The 17,528-nt window shown below is 66.0% G+C and carries 15 protein-coding genes and 1 tRNA gene; 4 read left to right on the top strand and 12 right to left on the bottom strand.

What is annotated here, in order from left to right; translation table 11 throughout:
* Window positions 1-112 precede the first annotated feature (112 nt).
* Genes IT430_06195 through IT430_06210 form a run of 4 tightly spaced genes read right to left on the bottom strand, consistent with a single transcriptional unit; the run spans window position 113 to window position 3,798 of the window.
* On the bottom strand, window positions 113-985 hold the full coding sequence (locus IT430_06195; GenBank protein ID MCC6907511.1) for a metal ABC transporter permease: 873 nt from the start codon (window positions 983-985) through the stop codon (window positions 113-115).
* Window positions 982-1,887: a metal ABC transporter permease gene (locus IT430_06200; GenBank protein MCC6907512.1), complete on the bottom strand. Its 906-nt coding sequence runs from the start codon at window positions 1,885-1,887 to the stop codon at window positions 982-984. The genes IT430_06195 and IT430_06200 overlap by 4 nt, the downstream gene beginning before the upstream one ends.
* Window positions 1,884-2,816 (bottom strand): manganese/iron ABC transporter ATP-binding protein, encoded by a 933-nt coding sequence (locus tag IT430_06205; protein ID MCC6907513.1) that lies wholly within the window; start codon window positions 2,814-2,816, stop codon window positions 1,884-1,886. Before IT430_06205 ends, IT430_06200 begins: the two co-directional genes overlap by 4 nt.
* A gap of 10 nt (window positions 2,817-2,826) precedes the next feature.
* A complete protein-coding gene (locus tag IT430_06210; GenBank protein ID MCC6907514.1) occupies window positions 2,827-3,798 on the bottom strand; it encodes a metal ABC transporter substrate-binding protein in 972 nt (323 codons plus the stop codon).
* 121 nt (window positions 3,799-3,919) lie between these two features.
* Between IT430_06210 and IT430_06215 the strand changes: the two genes are divergently transcribed.
* The gene (locus IT430_06215; protein MCC6907515.1) at window positions 3,920-4,591 is read left to right on the top strand and encodes a metal-dependent transcriptional regulator; all 672 of its coding nucleotides are present in this window, start codon (window positions 3,920-3,922) and stop codon (window positions 4,589-4,591) included.
* 116 nt (window positions 4,592-4,707) lie between these two features.
* On the opposite strand, the gene IT430_06220 is transcribed toward IT430_06215, so the two are convergent.
* The 3 genes from IT430_06220 to IT430_06230 form a co-directional block, all read right to left on the bottom strand.
* Window positions 4,708-4,792, bottom strand: a tRNA-Leu gene (locus tag IT430_06220).
* Window positions 4,793-4,999: 207 nt separating this feature from the next.
* Complete coding sequence (locus IT430_06225; GenBank protein ID MCC6907516.1) at window positions 5,000-5,329, bottom strand: acylphosphatase; 330 nt, start codon at window positions 5,327-5,329, stop codon at window positions 5,000-5,002.
* A 201-nt stretch (window positions 5,330-5,530) separates the two neighbouring features.
* On the bottom strand, window positions 5,531-6,283 hold the full coding sequence (locus tag IT430_06230) for a DUF1080 domain-containing protein (GenBank protein ID MCC6907517.1): 753 nt from the start codon (window positions 6,281-6,283) through the stop codon (window positions 5,531-5,533).
* Window positions 6,284-6,479: 196 nt separating this feature from the next.
* On the opposite strand from IT430_06230, the gene IT430_06235 reads away from it, so the two are divergent.
* A complete protein-coding gene (locus IT430_06235) occupies window positions 6,480-8,492 on the top strand; it encodes a protein-L-isoaspartate(D-aspartate) O-methyltransferase (GenBank protein MCC6907518.1) in 2,013 nt (670 codons plus the stop codon).
* A 57-nt stretch (window positions 8,493-8,549) separates the two neighbouring features.
* Here IT430_06235 and IT430_06240 read toward each other — a convergent pair whose 3' ends face one another.
* The 3 genes from IT430_06240 to IT430_06250 all read right to left on the bottom strand — a co-directional run bounded on the left by IT430_06240 (window position 8,550) and on the right by IT430_06250 (window position 11,678).
* Window positions 8,550-9,050, bottom strand: a complete 501-nt coding sequence (locus IT430_06240) for a DUF892 family protein (protein ID MCC6907519.1) — start codon at window positions 9,048-9,050, stop codon at window positions 8,550-8,552.
* A 77-nt stretch (window positions 9,051-9,127) separates the two neighbouring features.
* A complete protein-coding gene (locus IT430_06245; protein ID MCC6907520.1) occupies window positions 9,128-9,616 on the bottom strand; it encodes an Hsp20/alpha crystallin family protein in 489 nt (162 codons plus the stop codon).
* Between the two features lie 238 nt (window positions 9,617-9,854).
* Entirely contained in the window at window positions 9,855-11,678 is a 1,824-nt protein-coding gene (locus tag IT430_06250; protein MCC6907521.1) for a DUF885 domain-containing protein, read from the bottom strand.
* Between the two features lie 674 nt (window positions 11,679-12,352).
* Here IT430_06250 and IT430_06255 point away from each other — a divergent pair.
* On the top strand, window positions 12,353-13,627 hold the full coding sequence (locus IT430_06255) for an HD domain-containing protein (GenBank protein ID MCC6907522.1): 1,275 nt from the start codon (window positions 12,353-12,355) through the stop codon (window positions 13,625-13,627).
* 52 nt (window positions 13,628-13,679) lie between these two features.
* On the opposite strand, the gene IT430_06260 is transcribed toward IT430_06255, so the two are convergent.
* Together IT430_06260 and IT430_06265 are read right to left on the bottom strand one after the other, a co-directional pair.
* A complete protein-coding gene (locus IT430_06260) occupies window positions 13,680-15,260 on the bottom strand; it encodes an MATE family efflux transporter (GenBank protein MCC6907523.1) in 1,581 nt (526 codons plus the stop codon).
* A gap of 115 nt (window positions 15,261-15,375) precedes the next feature.
* Window positions 15,376-16,002: an RluA family pseudouridine synthase gene (locus IT430_06265; protein ID MCC6907524.1), complete on the bottom strand. Its 627-nt coding sequence runs from the start codon at window positions 16,000-16,002 to the stop codon at window positions 15,376-15,378.
* Window positions 16,003-16,168: 166 nt separating this feature from the next.
* Between IT430_06265 and IT430_06270 the strand changes: the two genes are divergently transcribed.
* Window positions 16,169-17,470, top strand: coding sequence for a PD40 domain-containing protein (locus tag IT430_06270; GenBank protein MCC6907525.1), 1,302 nt, complete (start codon window positions 16,169-16,171; stop codon window positions 17,468-17,470).
* The last annotated feature ends 58 nt before the right edge of the window (window positions 17,471-17,528 follow it).

The following is a 17,528-nucleotide window of genomic DNA, read 5'->3' on the forward strand; positions in this document are numbered from 1 at the left end:
GCCCGGCGCAGCGCGCCTCGAAAGACTCAGCGATGTGATCTGCTTGCCCTTCGCCCCGGGTTCTCTCAGCGATCTCTGCGCTCTCCGCGGTAAGCAGGCTCTTCGACAGGGCTCAACCGGCCCCGGCGCCCGAGTCGCCCACGCGGCGCATCATGAGCCGGCGGGCGATCAAGCCGTACTTGGGCGAGCCCACCATGGCGGCAACGAAGATCAGCGACTGCACCAGTACGATGCACGCGCCCGTCTCTCCATTGAGAAAGTAGCTTACATATGTTCCCGCGACTGAACTCGCCACCGCGCTGCCGCCGGCGATGAGCAGCATCCGGTCGAAACGATCGCTGAGCAGGTGCGCGATGCAGCCGGGCGTAACGAGCATGGCCACGGTGAGGATGATGCCCACCGCCTGCAGCGCCGCCACCACCGTGCCGCTCAGCAGCGCCAGCAGAAGATAGTGAACGAACGTCGTATTCAGCCCGACCGCCCGCGCCTGGTTGGGGTCGAAGAGATACAGCACGAGGTCGCGCCGCTTGACCACGACGATGGCGAACGTCAGTCCCGCCGAAACGATGGCCTGGATGAGATCGTGGCGCTCAATGCCCAGCAGGCTGCCGAAGAGAATGTGGTTGAGATGCACGTCGGTGTGGATCTTGGTGAAGAGCACGATGCCCAGCGCAAACAGGCCGGTGAACACCACGCCCATGATGGTGTCTTCCTTGATACGGCTGTGGTTCTTGATCCAGCCCGTCGAAGCAGCGCAGACCATCCCCGCGGCAAACGCGCCCAGCCCCAGCGGCAGCCCGACGATGTACGCCAGCACCACGCCCGGCAGCACCGCGTGCGACACCGCGTCGCCCATGAGCGACCACCCCTTGAGCACGAGATAACACGACAGCACGGCGCACGCGGCGCCGATCAGCGCCGCCACGAGCATGGCCTGAACCATGAAGCCGTACTGAAAAGGTTCGAGCAGGTGGCTGAGGTTCATAGCGCATCGGCTCCTGCGGACAGTTCGCCGCCCGGCTGGCTCGCCAGAGTGGATTGCGCCGAAGCGCGGGCCTTCCATCGCCCCGCCAGCACGCCGTGGACCGGGGCAAAGACCAGCGCCGCCAGAAACAGCACCGTCTGCAGCACGACGATGCACCCACCCGTCGAGCCGTCGAGAAAGTAACTCGCATAGGCGCCGAGCATCGACGTCGTCACGCCCATCGCCGCGGCCAGGCCCATCATTCGCCCGAACCGATCCGTCAGCAGGTAGGCCGTCGCGCCTGGCGTCACGAGCATCGCCACGACCAGGCACGCCCCCACCGCCTGCAGCGCCGCCACCGCCGTGGCGGCAAGCAGCGTAAGCAGCATCACGTGCAGCAGGCCCGTGTTCAACCCGACCGCCTTGGCCTGCGCCGGGTCGAACACGAACAGCAGCAGGTCCTTCCATTTGACCGCCAGCACCACAAGCGTGGCCGCGGAGATCGCCAGCGACTGGATGATGTCGCGGTTGGCGATGCCGAGAATGTTGCCCAGGACAATCGTCTTCAGGCTGATGTTGCTGGGATACAGCGAGATGAGCAGCACCCCCGCCGCGAAATACGTCGTGAACACAATGCCGATGACCGCATCCTCGCGGATGCGCGTGCGCGACTTGATAAACCCCATCGTCCCCGCCGCGAGCAGGCCGCTGACAAACGCGCCGGCTGCGAACGGCAGGCCCGCGAGATACGCCAACACCACGCCGGGCACGATCGCGTGCGACAGCGCATCGCCCATGAGCGACCAGCCCTTGAGCGTGACGTAGCACGACAGCAGCGCGCACACGCCGCCGATGAATCCGCTGACCAGGATCGCCTTGACCATGTACTCGTAGTGCAGCGGCGTAAGCAGCGTCTCGATCATGGCCGCTGCTCCGCCGGTTCAGCCGCGTCAGTCGCCTCGGCGCCATCGGCGGCTTGCGACATCATCTGCCGCGCCGGTCGACCGCTTTCGTCAAAGACCAGCGCCGCTTCATCATCGGTCAGCACGCGCAGTTCATTGGCCAGCACGCCGGGCACATCGGTGTGATCGAAGCGAAGGTTGCGCAGCGCCCCGCCGAAAGCGAGCGCGAGGTTCTGCTCCGTGAACGTCGTCTCCATCGGTCCCGCAGCCAGCACCGTGCGGTTGATGATCACGACCCGGTCGCAGAACTCGGGGACCGAGCCGAGGTCATGCGTCGAGACGAAGACGATGTGCCCCTGGGCCCGCAGTTCGCGAAGCAGATCGACGATCGCGGCCTCCGTGCGGACATCGACGCCCGTAAACGGCTCGTCAAGCAGCACGATGCGCCCCTGCTGCGCCAGGGCCCGCGCGAGAAAGACTCGCTTCTTCTGGCCGCCCGAGAGTTCGCCGATCTGCCGGTGACGGAACTCCGCCATGCCGACGCGCTCGAGGCTCGCCATGGCGATCTCGCGATCCGCCCGCCGCGCGATGCGCATCATGTTCATGTGGCCGTAGCGGCCCATGAGCACGACGTCCCACACGCTCACCGGAAAGGCCCAGTCCACTTCCTCGGATTGCGGCACGTACGCGACGAGGTTGCGCCGATGCGCTTCGCGCACGCTCAGGGGGCCAATGCTCACGCTGCCGCGCACCGGCCGCACGAAACCCATGATGGCCTTGAAGAGCGTGGACTTGCCGCTGCCGTTGACGCCCACCAGCCCGCAGATCGTGCCCGGCGAAAGGGAGAACGTCGCATCGCGCAGCGCCACGTGCCCGTTGTTGTACGCCACGGTCACGTCACGCACGCTCAGGTCGACCTGGATATCGCGATCAGCGCTGTTCAGTGCCATGGCGGCTCGATCACTTGCCAAAGCCGGCGACGATCGTCTCGGCGTTGTAGGTGAGCATTTTGAGATACGTCGGCGCGACGCCGTCCTCACCCGTGAGTGAGTCCACGAAGAGCACGCCGCCGTACGCAGCGCCGGTTTCGCGGCAGACCTGCCGCATCGGCTTGTCGCTGATCGTACTCTCCGAAAATGCGACGGGGATCCGGTATTCGCGGATGGTGTCCACGACCTTCTGAATCTGCTGAGGGGTGCCCTCTTCATCCGCGTTGACCGGCCAGAGGCACAGCTCGCGCATGCCGTAGTCGCGGATGAGATACGAAAATGCCCCTTCCGACGTCACCAGCCAGCGCTGCTCGGCGGGAATGCTCGACAGCCGGTCGCGCAGGGGCCCGTCGATGGCACGGATCTGCTCGCTGTACGCCGCCGCGTTGGCCGTATACGTCGCTTCGTTGGCCGGATCGATTTCAATCAGCGCCTTGCGGATGTTCTCGACGTAGACAAGCGCGTTGCGCGGCGACATCCAGGAGTGCGGATTCGGCTTGCCGTTGTACGGCCCCTCGCCAATGCTGATCGGCTCGATGCCCTCGCTCAGATCGACGCTGGGCACATCGCGCACGCTGCCCATGAACTTCTCGAACCATCGCTCCAGCCCCAGCCCGTTGCGAAGCACGAGATCGGCCGACTGCGCCTTGACGATGTCCAGGGGCGTCGGCTGGTACTCGTGGATCTCGGCGCCGGGCTTGGTGATCGACTCGACGATCGCCTTGTCGCCGGCCACGTTCTGGGCCATGTCCTGCAGGATGGTGAACGTCGTCACCACGCGCGGCACATCCGGCCCGCCTGGGCCCGCAGGCGCCTCGCCGCCGCATCCCGCCAGAAGAAGAAGCCCCGCCGCAGCCGCAGCCGCAACCGCCAGCCCGAGCACCGCACCCGATCGCCGTTCGCCGGATACACGCCTGAACCGCTTCCTGAGCCCCAGCTCCATGTGACCTCCGTCCTGTTGCCCTGGCAATTTTGACTAATCAAAAATATTCTAGAGTCTCGTAGGCAGTTGTCAAATGGGCCGCAGGGGAAGTATAATTTGGCTGTCCAGACGCGGAGCCCCCATGCCCAGCAGCACCGTCGAGAACTACATCAAGCGGATCTACCTCGAGCAGCAGGCCGAGCCGGCCGGAGAGATCGTCTCGATGAAGAGCCTCGCCGGGGCCATGGGCGTCACCCCGGGCACCGCCACCTCCATGGCCAGGAGCCTCGCCGACTCCCGGCTTGTCGCCTACGAGCCCTACGGCGGCGTGAAGCTCACCGCCCGCGGCCGCACGCTCGCCCTGCGCGTCCTCCGGCGGCACCGGCTCATCGAGTGCTTTCTCGTCGATGCCCTTGGCCTGGACTGGTCCGAGGTGCACGATGAGGCCGAGAGCCTTGAGCACGCCATCTCCGACAAACTCCTCGACCGCATCGACGAGTTCCTCGGCTTCCCCAGCGTTGATCCGCATGGCGACCCGATACCGACCGCCGCGGGCGAGGTGCGGCAGGCGGCGCTCACCGCGCTGACTGAAGTCGAGCAAGGCGCCGAAGTGCGCATCGCGCGCGTGCTCGATCAGGATGAGCAGTTCCTGCGCTTTGTCGATCGCCACATGCTCCGCCCCGGCACGCGCGCCCGCGTGCTGGCGCACGACGACGCCGCTGATGCCGTCACCGTGCAGTCGGGCAAACTCCCGGCCGTCACCATGGGCCGCACCGCGGCTGCCAAGATCATGGTCGAGATCACCAAGGGCTGAGAAGCGACTCGCCGCGCCGCTGACCACCAAAGAAGAACCGTCGGCTCCCGCCGACGGCTATGGCCCGATCACCGGAATACCCTGCTGCCTCCATGCCTTGGCGCCTCAGCAACCAATGCCGGAGGAGGGACTTGAACCCTCACGCCTTTAGGGGGCGACGGATTTTGAATCCGTTGCGTCTGCCAATTCCGCCACTCCGGCTGAGTGCGCAGTCATGCGCAGCGTAGCGCGGTTTGGGCTTGTTTGCAAGGCTTTTGGGCCCCGGGCGCGGCGGGTGGCTTGCTTCTGTGGTCACGCATACGGCGCGGTGCTCCACGGCACGATCGTGATGCCGCGGCGCCGCCTGGAGGATGTCGAAGCGATCGATCCGCGCCTTGCGCATTCGCTCGTCGAGTGCCTCGCCGTCGCCTACGAGGCGTGAAGTTGCTCGAATCGATCCGTCACCCCGGCCAGCCCGAGCGGCTGCACCCGGCGCTCCCGCCCGGGCGCGCGGCCTGCGGATGGTTCGACGAGTCGGGAGGTAATGCCGTCGATGCACATCGGCGCAAGCGGCTGGGAACGAAGGGCCTCGGCGAAACCGATCAACTCCGACGTCTCGCCCTGCACCTCGATATGAATGCGCATGCCCCGGTTGAGGATGCACCCGGCCAGCCCGTGCTGCCGCAGGAGTTGAAACACGAAAGATCGAAAGTCGATCCCCCGCATCATTCCCTCCACCGTCAGTGCGCGCCGTTTCATGCTCGCGTACCCGCTTCCTGCCGCTTCGCATTCGCCCCGGCGGTCGCTCTCCGCCGAGGTTCCGAAGTTCTTCCACGCAGAAAATAGGGCGGCGCGCACCGGCTGCCGCACAGCCGCCTGCTGCCAGAGTGATAGGGGATCATCTACTTCCGCCAGCCACCGGTTCGCATCCGGCTCGGCGAGCCCAGCGAGGCCGCCGGATCAGTCGAGCGTGCGGAACCAGATGTTGCGAAATCGCATGGTGTTGCCGTGATCCTGCAGCATGAGGGGCCCGGGCTCGGGGCTTTCGTCACTCAGATTGCCGCCGGTGACGCCCTGCAGTTCGACGTGATCCTGCGTGAGCACGCCGTTGTGGAAGACGGTGATCGTGCCTGGCGCCACCTTGTTGCCGTTCTCATCAAACTGCGGCGCGTGGAAAATGACGTCGTACGTCTGCCATTCGCCAGGCTTGCGCGATGCATTCACCAGCGGCGGATACTGGCCGTAGATGGCGCTGCACTGGCCGTTGGGGTAGGTCTCGTTCTCGAAGGAATCGAGGATCTGCACTTCGTAGCGGCCCTGGATGTACATGCCGCTGTTGCCGCGCTCCTGGCCCTCGCCGTGCGCTGGCGGCGTGGCGAATTCGAGATGCACCTGCGCGCTGTTGAACTTCGGCTTGGACATGATCGAGCCCGAGCCGGGCTTGACGATCATCGCGTCGCCATCGATCGTCCACTGGGCCGCGCGGCCGTCGGTGTAGGTCCAGGCGGCGAGGCTTGAGCCATCAAAGAGCACGATGGCATCGGAGGGCGCGGACGAATGAGTTCCGGGCGTGATGACTGGCGGCGCGGCGATCAAGCGCTCGATCGCCGCATCCAGCGGCAACGCCGCTGCGGCCGCGAGAACCGCCGTGCTCAGCGCCGCAGCGCCGATGATCTGCCGATGGCCGATTCGTGTAACTCGTCGCGACGTCATGGTTCGTCTCCTTCATGTGCAGCCGCTGGATACCTTTGCTTTTTTGATAGCCGCTGGCGCAGATGCGCACTGTAGGCGGAATCCTACCCCTCGCGCTGCCTTGGAGAAGCGTGCATCGCCCGCCCAGGCACGAGAGCGGCGCGAATCGCGGCGGTTTTCTCTACCGGACCTACGGAATGAACCAGTAAACTCTGGTATGGCGAAACTGATCGCCCGGGAGCGCGAGCAAATGGTGGCGCGGCAGATCGCCTCGCGCGGCGTGAAGGATCCGCACGTCCTCGAAGCGATGCGCACCGTGCCGCGCGAAGTTTTCGTCGCCGGGTGGCTGCACGAATTCGCCTACGAAGACTCGCCGCTGCCCATCGAAGAAGGCCAGACCATCTCGCAGCCCTACATCGTGGCGCTGATGATCGAAGCGGCCGAGATTCAGCCCGGTCATCGCGTGCTTGAAGTTGGCTGCGGCTCGGGATACGCCTCGGCGATCCTCAGCCGAATCGCGCGGCAGATCTACGCCATCGAATGGCACGACGCGCTGGCGCGCCTCGCCAGGCAACGCCTCGGCGATCTGGGATACGACAACGTCGTCGTGAAACAGGGCGACGGCTCGCTCGGCTGGCCCGAGCAGGCGCCCTTCGATGCGATCATCGTCTCGGCCGGCGGGCCGGTCGTGCCGCCGAGCCTGCTCGAACAGCTGGTCATCGGCGGGCGGCTGGTCATCCCCGTCGGCGCCGAACCCCGTACGCAGACGCTGCTGCGCATCCGCCGGACCGGCGAGGATCAGTACGATCGCGAATCGCTCGGGCAGGTGCAGTTCGTGCCGCTGGTCGGAAGCGAAGGCTGGTCGGCCGACGGTCTGCCGATCGCGCCGCACCGGGCGCCCCGGCCGCTGCGCATCCCGCTGCCGCAGCGCGACCGCCTCAGCGCGCTCATCGCCGAATCGTGCGAGATCATCACCGACCTCGAAACGGCGCCGCTCGACGGCCTGCTCGACCGCATCGGCGCGGCGCGCATCGTGCTCATCGGCGAGGCGACGCACGGCACGAGCGAGTTCTACCGCATGCGGGCTCGTATCACGCGCGAGCTGATTCTGCGAAAGGGCTTCGACGCCGTCGCGATCGAAGGCGACTGGCCCGACGTGAGCGCCCTGGACCGCCGTGTCCGCCCGCGGCCGGCGCCGCCGCTGCGCGATGCCCCTTTCTCGCGTTTCCCCAGCTGGATGTGGCGCAACCGCGAGATGCGCGAATTCGTCGATTGGCTTGCAGCGCACAATGAAACCGTCCAGAGCCGCGAGGGCAAAGTCGGCCTCTACGGCCTCGATCTCTACAGCCTGAACAACTCCATCGGCGCCGTGCTCGACTTCCTCGACAAGGTGGATCCGCAGGCCGCGCAGACGGCGCGCGTGCGCTACGGCTGCTTTTCGCCGTGGGAAACCGATCCAGCGACCTATGGCCGGGCCGCGGTCAGCGGCCGCCTGCCGGGCTGCGAGCGGGAAGCCGTCTCAACGCTGATGAGCCTGCTCGTGCATCGCATCGAGTACTTGAAGAGCGACGGGGATCTCTTCTTCGACGCCCAGCGCAACGCCACGGTGGTGCGCGAAGCGGAGAAGTACTACCGCGCGATGTACTACGGCTCGCGCGAGTCGTGGAACCTGCGCGACGAGCACATGTTCGACACCCTTCAGGCGGTGCTCGCCCATCGCGGGCTCGAGAGCCGCGCCGTCGTCTGGGCCCACAACTCGCACGTCGGCAACGCCGCCGCCACCGAGATGGGAGCGCGCGGCGAGCTCAACATCGGCCAGTTGGCGCGCGACGCCTACGGCACTGGCGCGTATCTCATCGGCTTGGGCACTGACCACGGCACCGTCGCCGCCGCGTCCAACTGGGATGAGCCGATGCAGGTCATGAACGTCCGCCCGGCTCACGAGGACAGTTACGAACGGCTCTGCCACGAATCAGGCGTGAGCGCGTTCCTGCTGCCGCTGCGGCACTCGATTGAAACGGAGTTGCGCGAAGCATTGCTCACGCCGCGTCTCGAGCGGGCCATCGGAGTCATCTACCGGCCGCAGACTGAACTGCCAAGCCACTACTTCCAGGCGGCTTTGCCCGCCCAGTTCGACGAGTACATCTGGTTTGACGAGACCGCCGCCGTGCGGGCCATCGAGACGCGCGAATCCGAACTCGCGCCGGAGACCTACCCATTTGGCCTGTAAGGTGCGATCGGGGGGCGCCAAGCGCTCGTGGCGCCTCGCGCCCCCCTTGGATTCAAATCACACGGCCGCTTCGACGGCCGCCAGGTTCAGATCTTCGGCGATGCGCGTCAGTTCCGCATCGGCGTTGCGCTCGTCGGCAAGCGAGCGCTGCAGTTCGTCTGCCGCGTCGTGCATCCCCAGCAGGCTGGCCCATGTCTTGGCGCAACCATAGCCGGCGATGACATCGTGCTTGACGTGCTGGGCCACGGCGATGATCGCCGCATCGCGCACGTGCGCTTCGGCGTTGTCCATCGCGGCCAGCCTGAGGCAGTCTTCGAGCAGGCCTCTCATCCCGCGCGCTTCAGCCTTGCGCGGCCTGAGGTCCATCTCCGCGAAGATCGGCTCAAGACGGCTGACGTGCTCCCTGGACAACCGCTGGTAACTCTCGATGGCGTCGCGCAGGCGATGGGAGTTCACAGCCCGCGCGAGTTTGGGCATGACCTGGATGATGTGCCTCTCGCCGGCGAGCAGTTCATCGAGCTGCTGCGCCAGCAGGTCTTTCATGGTTTTCAGTGGCATGGTGTTTTCCTTTCTCGAACGGGCGAGCCCTGCAGCGCGCAGCGGCGCTACGGCCGCGGCGCGCCGTCGCGGGCGGCTCAGGCGCCAAGCGGCACCTTCCGGCCCGATGGCTTGATGTCCACGTGCCGCGGCTTCATGCCCGGCTTCTTGGGCACGTGCACGGTCACCACGCCGTTCTCCGCGTCCGCCGTGATCTTGTCCGCGTCGATCGTTTCGGGCAGATCGACGCTGCGCCGGAAGGAACCGAAGCGGCGCTCGCACTGGTAGTAGTTCTCGCCCTTCTGTTCCTTCTTCTCTTCCTTCTTCCCCGCAATGCTGAGCGTGTTGCCGAGGATGTTGATGTCCAGATCCTTGGTCTCGACGCCCGGCATCTCCGCGCGCACCGTCACCTCCGCATCGTTCTCGCTCACGTCGACGGCGGGCAGCCATCCTTCGGAGCGGAACTTCGGCTCAATCGCGCCCCACGGGTCGTTGAAGAAGCGATTGAACATGTTGTCCACCTCGTGGCGGAACCGTACGAGGTCTCCATCAGCGGGGTTCCGCCGATTCCATGGGATGAGGTTCATCGCTGCGTCCTTTCTCCAGACACGGCTGGTTCTTGATCACGCGGCGATCGCGCGATCGCCGCGCGCAGGTATCTCCATCAGATGTATATCGCGCACGCCCGCCGGCGTGGAGCGGGATTTCACCCTCATTCGCGCGCAGTCTCGAAGGCCGCAAAGACGCATCAAAGACGCATCAGCGCAGCGGCAATTGCCAGCGTCGCGCGCGCCGCCGGCAGACGGTTCGCATTCCGCCAGCCAATCAGCGGTCGTAAAAGCGCCAGTTGGTGGTGTAATCCCGCGTGAGGGGCACATCCTCGAGTCGAGCGCGAATCATTTCCACCGGAATGCGGTTCATCTTCAGAATCGCGTCGTGGAAGTCGCGGTCGGGCATCTCGCCGGTCTCGACCAGTTCGCGGTGCAGCGCGCGAAACTGCAGTCCGCCGAGCATGTACGCACACTGGTACAGCGGGCTGTACAGGCCCCCGACGCTGCGCCGCACCTCCGCCGCCGCGTTGTCGCGCTCGTGACCGACGCGGTCCACGAGGAAGTCAACGCACTCCTGAGGCGTCATCGTTTCAAGGTGAAAGCTCAGCGAGAAAATGATCCGCGCGCAGCGGTGACTCCGCCAGAACAGCATGCCGATGCGCTCTTCGGGCGTGCGGCCAAAGCCCTTGTCCCACAGCAGCATCTCCCAGTAGAGCGCCCAGCCCTCGGTCCAGAACGGCGTGCCGAGCATCTCGCGATACGTCGCATGGCGGCTCGTCATGTATCCCTGCAGGTGATGGCCGGGAATGAGTTCGTGGTGCACCGTCGCGCGCGAAAAATACCGGTTGTTGCCGCGCATGCTCATCATCTTCTGCTCGTGCGTCATCCCCGCGGTGGGAAACGCCACGCTGATCACCTCGCCGCCCGTGAAGAACGGCGTGATCAACTGCCGCTGCGGCGACATCATCTCAATCCGCCACAAGTCTTTGCAGAACTCCGGCACCGTCACCAGATTCCGGCTCTCGACAAACTCCGTCGCCTCCATCGCCAGTTCGCGAATCAACTCCGGCTGCGCGCCCGGCTCGACGTGCTGCGTCTTCACGAACTCCAGCGCCGCGCGCCAGTCGTCGCCATAGCCCAGTTCGCGGCTGGCCTTGAGCATTTCCGCCTCGCACCATGCAAACTCCTGGTTGGCGATGTCCACCAGTTCCTCGGGCGTGTACGGGATCATCTCCATGCGCAGATCGCTCAGCAGCGCCTCGCGGCCGATCGGATCGCCGATGATCGACGACTCATCGTCCGGATTCACCCCCACCAACTGCCGGCGCAGAAAGTTGGCGTATTCATCGAGCGCCTGGTCCGCCGCCTTGTACGGCTCCTGCATCCACCAGTTGAAGATCGGGTCATAGCCACTGTAGAAGCCGTTCCACTCGCGCAGCGTCCGCCGCAGGCTGTCCACCTCTGCCGCGGCCCGGTTCGCCACGGTCTTCTTGACCACGATCGGCCCCGGCTCATCATCGCCGCCTTCGCCCGCGTCGCTCGTCTCACTCTTGCTCCGCAGCCCCTCTTCGACGCGCTGGCGCACGTCGCCCACCTGCTTCACGAGATCGTTGAGCGCGGCCGCCGCGCCCGGTGAATCGACGTTCTTCATCTCCAGCCGCGCATCATCGAGGCTCGTGACGATCGATGCAAACGAAAGCAGGTCCGCCATGTCGCTGCGATATCCCGCGTCGATTTCGATCTGTCGCCGCTGGTAGTCGAGATGATTGCGAAAGAGGATGTAGTCGATCCGGCCGTCCTGGCTGAGCGAATCAAAGTCCACCTCTTCGAGCCGCTGCTTCCAGTCGTCGTAGAACGCCGTAAACCGAGCCACGCTCACCGGCGACAGGTCCGAGCCGTTGAGCCGCTGCATCGCCCGGCGGTCTGTGTTATAGCGCTCGAGCATCCCCACCAGCGCGCTGGGCTGAGGCGCGATGAGTTCGCCCATCGGCGGCGGGTCATAGTTGACGCGGTCGCCCTCCTGCGCCGCCGCCCACGGCGCCAGCAGAAGAACGCATCCACACACCACCACGCCCCGGCACACCATTCGATCCAGCATGACGTTCCCTCGAAGGCCTCGATTTACAGGTCCAGGCAATACGCGGACATCGTAGCGAGCACCCCGGCGCGAGTGCCGCGGACGCTTTGCAGATACCAGGGCGTACGTGTTCGCCGCAGTGGAAACGGGCCCCCCCTCCAGGTGCGCCACCCACGCCTCCTGCACCGCGTCATCGCGGTCCAGCGCAGGGACAAAGCGCAACTCGATTACGAGCCGCGCAGGGTCATCCAGAGGTGGAAGCACATGGTCCATCCGTCAGGTACGGACGGATGAAACGCTCAGAGATTGCGGATGGGGAGGGGCATAGTACGGCGGCCGGTGGATCGCGACCGTCTTGTTTTTGGAGGGCCAGAGCCCTCCCCCGCACGTTGTCGGTCCGAGGGCGACATCGGGTTCGCCGGGATCGCTGACGTCGAACTACAGCCCTCAGGGCAACTCAGAGAGCTTGATCCGCCGCCGTGGCGCGCCCGCGTGATGTGGTCATTCCCGCGCAGCGCCTGCCCCGCCCTTGCGGTTTCGCGCCATCTGCAGGTTTATCGGCCGCGCCGCCCCTTTCCCCGATTCTCCAGACCGCGAATCACACGCGCCCACGCGGCGCCGCCGGCCCACCTCGTGCAAGCGCCCGCCGCAGAACGCCGATGTGGTCAAGGGCCTTTCCGCCCTCGGAGCCAACCATGCTGTTGTGCGGAACGAGAGATCTCAGGCCGGGAATGACCGTCGGCGTACCGGTCTTTCGATCCGGTCCCTTCCCCGGCGAGTTCCTCGCCGCGGGCACCGTCCTCGACGACGGCCTCATCGCCGAAGCCCAGCGCACCGGCGTGCGCGAAGCCTGGGTTGTGCATCCCGCCACCAGTGATCTGGACGAGGCGCCCCTCGCGGGGCTCAACGCCACCGTGCAGCAAATGGCCCGCCGGCTGCACGAGCAGTTTGCCGCATCGTCCGCTCAGCGCATGACCGCAACGGAAGCGCTCGAGGCCCGGTCCGATATCGTCTCGCTCGTGTGCGACATCATGCCCCAGCGGCGCTTTATCCGCCCCATCGCGCGGTCGATGGATCCGAAGTACCGCGTCTTCGAGCACAGCCTCAATGTCGCAACGCTCAGCCTCTTCATCGGAATCGAACTTGAAGCCTATATCGTGCGCGAGCGTCCGCGGCTCTCACCGGCGGAAGCTCGCGACATGGTCTCTCTCGTCTTCGGCGCCGTGTTCCACGACGCGGGCAAACTCGCTCTCTCTGAACAAGTGCAGGCTCACCACAGTGTCTACGAGATCATCCGAGCCTCGATTGCACCACCGGACTATCAGCGGCACACGTCGCTTGGCTACGACCTGCTGCGCGACACCGGCATCGCCGCCTCGGCGCGCCAGGTCACCCTCAACCATCACCAGCGCTTCAACGGCTCGGGATGGCCCAACATGGCCCCGCTGACCAACGGCCGCCACCGCGGGCCGCAGCGCGGCCGCGAGATACACATCTTCAACCGCATCGTCGCCGTCGCCGACGCCCTCGATGCGCTGATGGTCGACGAAGCGGGCAATCCCCGCCCGGCGATCGCCGCCATGCGCGACCTCTCCGATGAGCGCCTCGAGCCGTGGTTCGACCCCATCGTGCGCGAAGTTGCTCTGCGCCGGCTGCCCGTGTTTCCGATCGGCTCGCTTGTGCGCACTTCCGACGGCCGCTACGGCGCGGTGGTGCGGCGTAATTCGCTCCAGCCTTGCCGCCCGACGGTGCGCATGCTCGACATGGACTGCCGGCATTGGGACATCCACCAGACCATCGACCAGTGCGAAGTCGTCGACCTCGCCTACCGGCACGACCTGCACGTGGTCCGCTGCGCCGGCGAGCACGTGGAGCACTATCTCTTCGACCTCGCCCAACCCAAGCCACACAGCGGCGCCATCGAAGCCGACGGTTCCACCTCCACCCTCACCCTCGCCGAGGCAGGCTAAGCGAGCCCGTCAACGGATTGCGAGCGCCCGACCACGACGCGTCATTCGCGCCTCATACCTTGATCCGCATCCAGCCGCCGTGCAGGAAGCGGGCGGTGAACATGAGGCAGCGGATCGTCAGTTCGCACACCATCACCAGCCACAGCGGGTAGAGGCCCTTTTCGGGAAAGAGAAGCGCCGCGATGAGGCATCCGGGCACGCGGATCGCGTAGATGCCGATGCTTGTGATGATCATGGCCATCCGCGTGTCGCCTGCGCCGCGCAGCCCGCCGCGCAGCACAAGCAGAATGGCGAACGGGACCTGGATGTATCCCGCCAGGCGCAGCAGATCGGGCACCACCTGCCTGTGCATCTCCTGGTCGGACATGACCGACACCATCGCCACGGGGTGGAAGATGAAGAAGTAACTGAAGATCGACATGACCACCGCCGCCACGCCGGCGCAGACGAGCGCCGCGCGGGCGGCCATGCGCGGGTTGCCGGCGCCGAGGTACTGTCCCATCAGCGTCGCCGCCGCCGTGCCCATCGCAAAGCCCGGCAGGAAACTGAACGACTCAAGCCGGATGGTGATCTGGTGCGCGCCGATGAGCCCGGGCGCGCCCGCCGCGGCAGCGAGCACCTGGCCGATGACGAGGATGATGAAGAAATTGCCCATCCACATGCCCAGCGATTCCCACAGGTTCGGCAGGCCGACGTTCATCAGGCGCTTCATTGACGACAGGCGCGGCTTCATGCGGTGCCAGTGCAGGCGCATCACGTCTTCGCCGCGCCACAGCAGCCAGAGCACAATGACCGCGCCCACGCACCGCGCGATGCACGTCGCCACGCCCACGCCCGCGATGCCGATGGCGATCGATGGAATGCCGGGCCAGTCGATGGTTCGGCCCATGACGGTGAAGTGCAGCGCCACGCCGGAGAGCAGCCCGTTGAGCGGCAGGTTGATGATGTTCTCGATCATCATGATCCACAGCGGGCTGCGCGATTCGCCCGCGCCGCGCAGGCACGCTACGCCCACGTTGGTCACGACCATCGCGGGCATCGACGCCGCGATCGGCCAAAGGTACTGCGCCATCAGTTTCGCCGCAACCGGATCGAGTCCGCAAGGGCGGCCGAGGAACGGCGCGGCGATCGCCATCACGATTCCCGCAGCCACGCCGATGATGATCGCCAGCGTCATCGACTGACCGAGCACGTCGTTGGCGCGGCTGCGGTGGCCGCTGCCCACGGCGCGGCTGATCAGCGCGGTGGCGCCGATCGCCACCGACATCGTGATCACGCCCGTGAACCACATGATGTACGTCGAGAGTCCGACAGCATCGGTCTCTTCGACGCCCAGGCGAGCTGCGACCGCCGTGTCCACCGTGCCCAGCAGCGCATCGAGGAACGACTGCGCCATGATCGGCCACGACAGCACCCAGATCGCCATGCCCAGCGACAAGCCTGCGAGTTTGCCGGTGCGGATCCGCCCGTCGCCGCGCGGGTCAGAGCGCGGCGTGACCGGCGATTCGAGACGGTCGGAGGCATGCGCTACGCCCGCCCGGCGCCGAGGCGCGTCGCCGCGGCGCGACTCAACCCCGGCGTGCGGCTCTGGCGCCACCGCCTCGTCCTGTTGATCCACCGCCGGGCTGTTCAAGACATGCTCCTCGCGCCCCGGCCGCTACGGGCCGGTGAGAAAAACGATCCTCAAGAATACGCCGGGCCCCCGGAGGAGCCAGCACCGCAGTATCCACCAGTTTCGGGCCCGCCGCTCAGAACGGACACGGCGATACGAGAACCAGCCGCGTCCCGCTCGCCGGGTGGTCAATGCACAGCGAGGTCGCATGCAGCAGCAGCCGGGAACTCATCGCGCACACTTCGGCCGGCGCATACAGGTCATCGCCGAGAATGGCGTGCCCCGCCGACGCCAGGTGCACCCGCAACTGGTGCGAGCGGCCGGTCTGGGGCGCGAGTTGAACGCGCGTCGTCGCCTCAGTGCGGTCGAGCACCTCGTAGCGCGTCAGGGACGGCTTGCCGTGCTCGCGATCGACGATCTGCCTCGGCCGGTGCTCGATGTCGGCGCGGATGGGCAGGTCGATCTCCCCGCGCTCACCCTCGATCCGGCCGTGCGCAATCGCTTCGTATCGCTTGCTCACCGTGCGCTCGCGGAACTGCCGGCACAGCGCGCGGTGGCTTTCAGGGTTGAGCGCGACGACCATCAGGCCGCTGGTATCCATATCGAGCCGATGCACCTCGCGAGCCCAGCCGAACATCGCGATCAACCGGTTCACGACACAATCGCTCCCCTGAGGCCCCTTGCCGGGCACACTGAGCATCCCCGATGGCTTTTCGACGCAGACCAGGTGTTCATCGCGATGTACAAGTGCAAGCGTGTGCATGGGTTCCGTCACTTCCGCCGCCCGTCCGACCTCGTCGCAGACCAGGCGGCGCGAGCCCGATCAGGGTCATTTCCCTGATCAGACCTGCGGGCCTTTGAGCAGATCAATGCAATGATTGTCTGAGACTATACTGGTGCTGATACGCCCTCTTTCAGGAAGGTGCAACATGGCTGCGAATGGATCGGTAGTGGCTGCCTCGCGCAAAGCAAACCTCAGCGGGATTTCACGTCTGGCCGGAGCCGCTTTGGCCCTGGCCGCTTCCGCCGCATTCGGCCAGAACGTCGGCGGCCCGCCTCCATCGGCTGGGAGCGAAGCCGGTCCAAACTGGCGCGTGGCTGAAAAGGGCATTCTGGCCGACCACGTCCAACTCACCTTCGACGAAGACTTTTTCAAGGCCGGCGAAGCGTACTTCAGCGGCGACAACCAGTGGGTCATCTACCAGGCGGTCGCCAAACCCGCCGAGGGCGAGGAGCCCGCGCCGTTCTACGCCATGTACGTGGCCAAACTCAACTGGGAAGACGATCGCCTCACCGGAGCCGGCCGGCCAATTCTCGTCAGCCCGCCCGGGTCGGCCAATACTTGCGGCTGGTTCGACCCCAACGACCCCTCGCGCATCTACTTCGGCTCGACGATCACGGCTCCCACGGAGAGCGAAGCGCCCGGCTTTCAGCGCGACGGCTCGAAATACAAGTGGATGTTTCCGACGGAGACCGAGATCATCACCATGATCGTGCCCGAAATCTGGCGCATCCAGCACCCCGGCACGCCGCTGCCGACGCCGACTGAGAGCGGCATCCGCAAACTCACCCACAACAGCACCTACGACGCGGAAGGCTCGCTCGAGAGCACCGGCCGCTTCATGGTGTACTGCTCGCTCGACGGCGCGCCGCGCCTGGGCGATCTTCACATCATGGACCTGACCACGGGCCTTTCCAACCTCATCGTCGGCGGCAACGGCTACGACGGCGGGCCGTTCTTCAGCCCCGAGGGCAAGCGCATCACCTACCGCTCCGACCGGCATGGCAACAACCTCCTCCAACTCTTCGTCGCCGATCTCAAGTTCAACGAGCAGGGCGTGCCCGTCGGCATCGAGCGCGAGCATCAGCTCACCGACAACGCCGACGTCAACTGGTGCCCCTTCTGGCATCCCGCCGGCCGGCACCTCGTCTACGCCACCAGCGCCATCGGCCACTTCAACTACGAAGTCTTCATCACCACCGCCGACCCCGGCAACCTGCCCGGCTCGACCGGCCCTGAGCGCTACGGCCTGCAGACGCGGCGGGTGACGCACGCCGGCGGCTTCGATGGCCTGCCCGTGTTCAATTCCGACGGCTCGTACATGATGTGGACCAGCCAGCGGACCATGGACCCGAGGCAGAAGGGCTCGAGCCAGTTGTGGGCCGCCCGCTTCACCATGGAACTTGACCCCGTCGCTGAGACGCCGGCTGATCCCACTGCGGGTCACTGAGCCGCTGAGACCGCACGGCATCGAGGCATCGCGCAGCAGCAAACAACCGTCGGCGGAA

This window comes from Phycisphaerales bacterium (assembly GCA_020852515.1).
GTDB lineage: Bacteria > Planctomycetota > Phycisphaerae > Phycisphaerales > UBA5793 > UBA5793.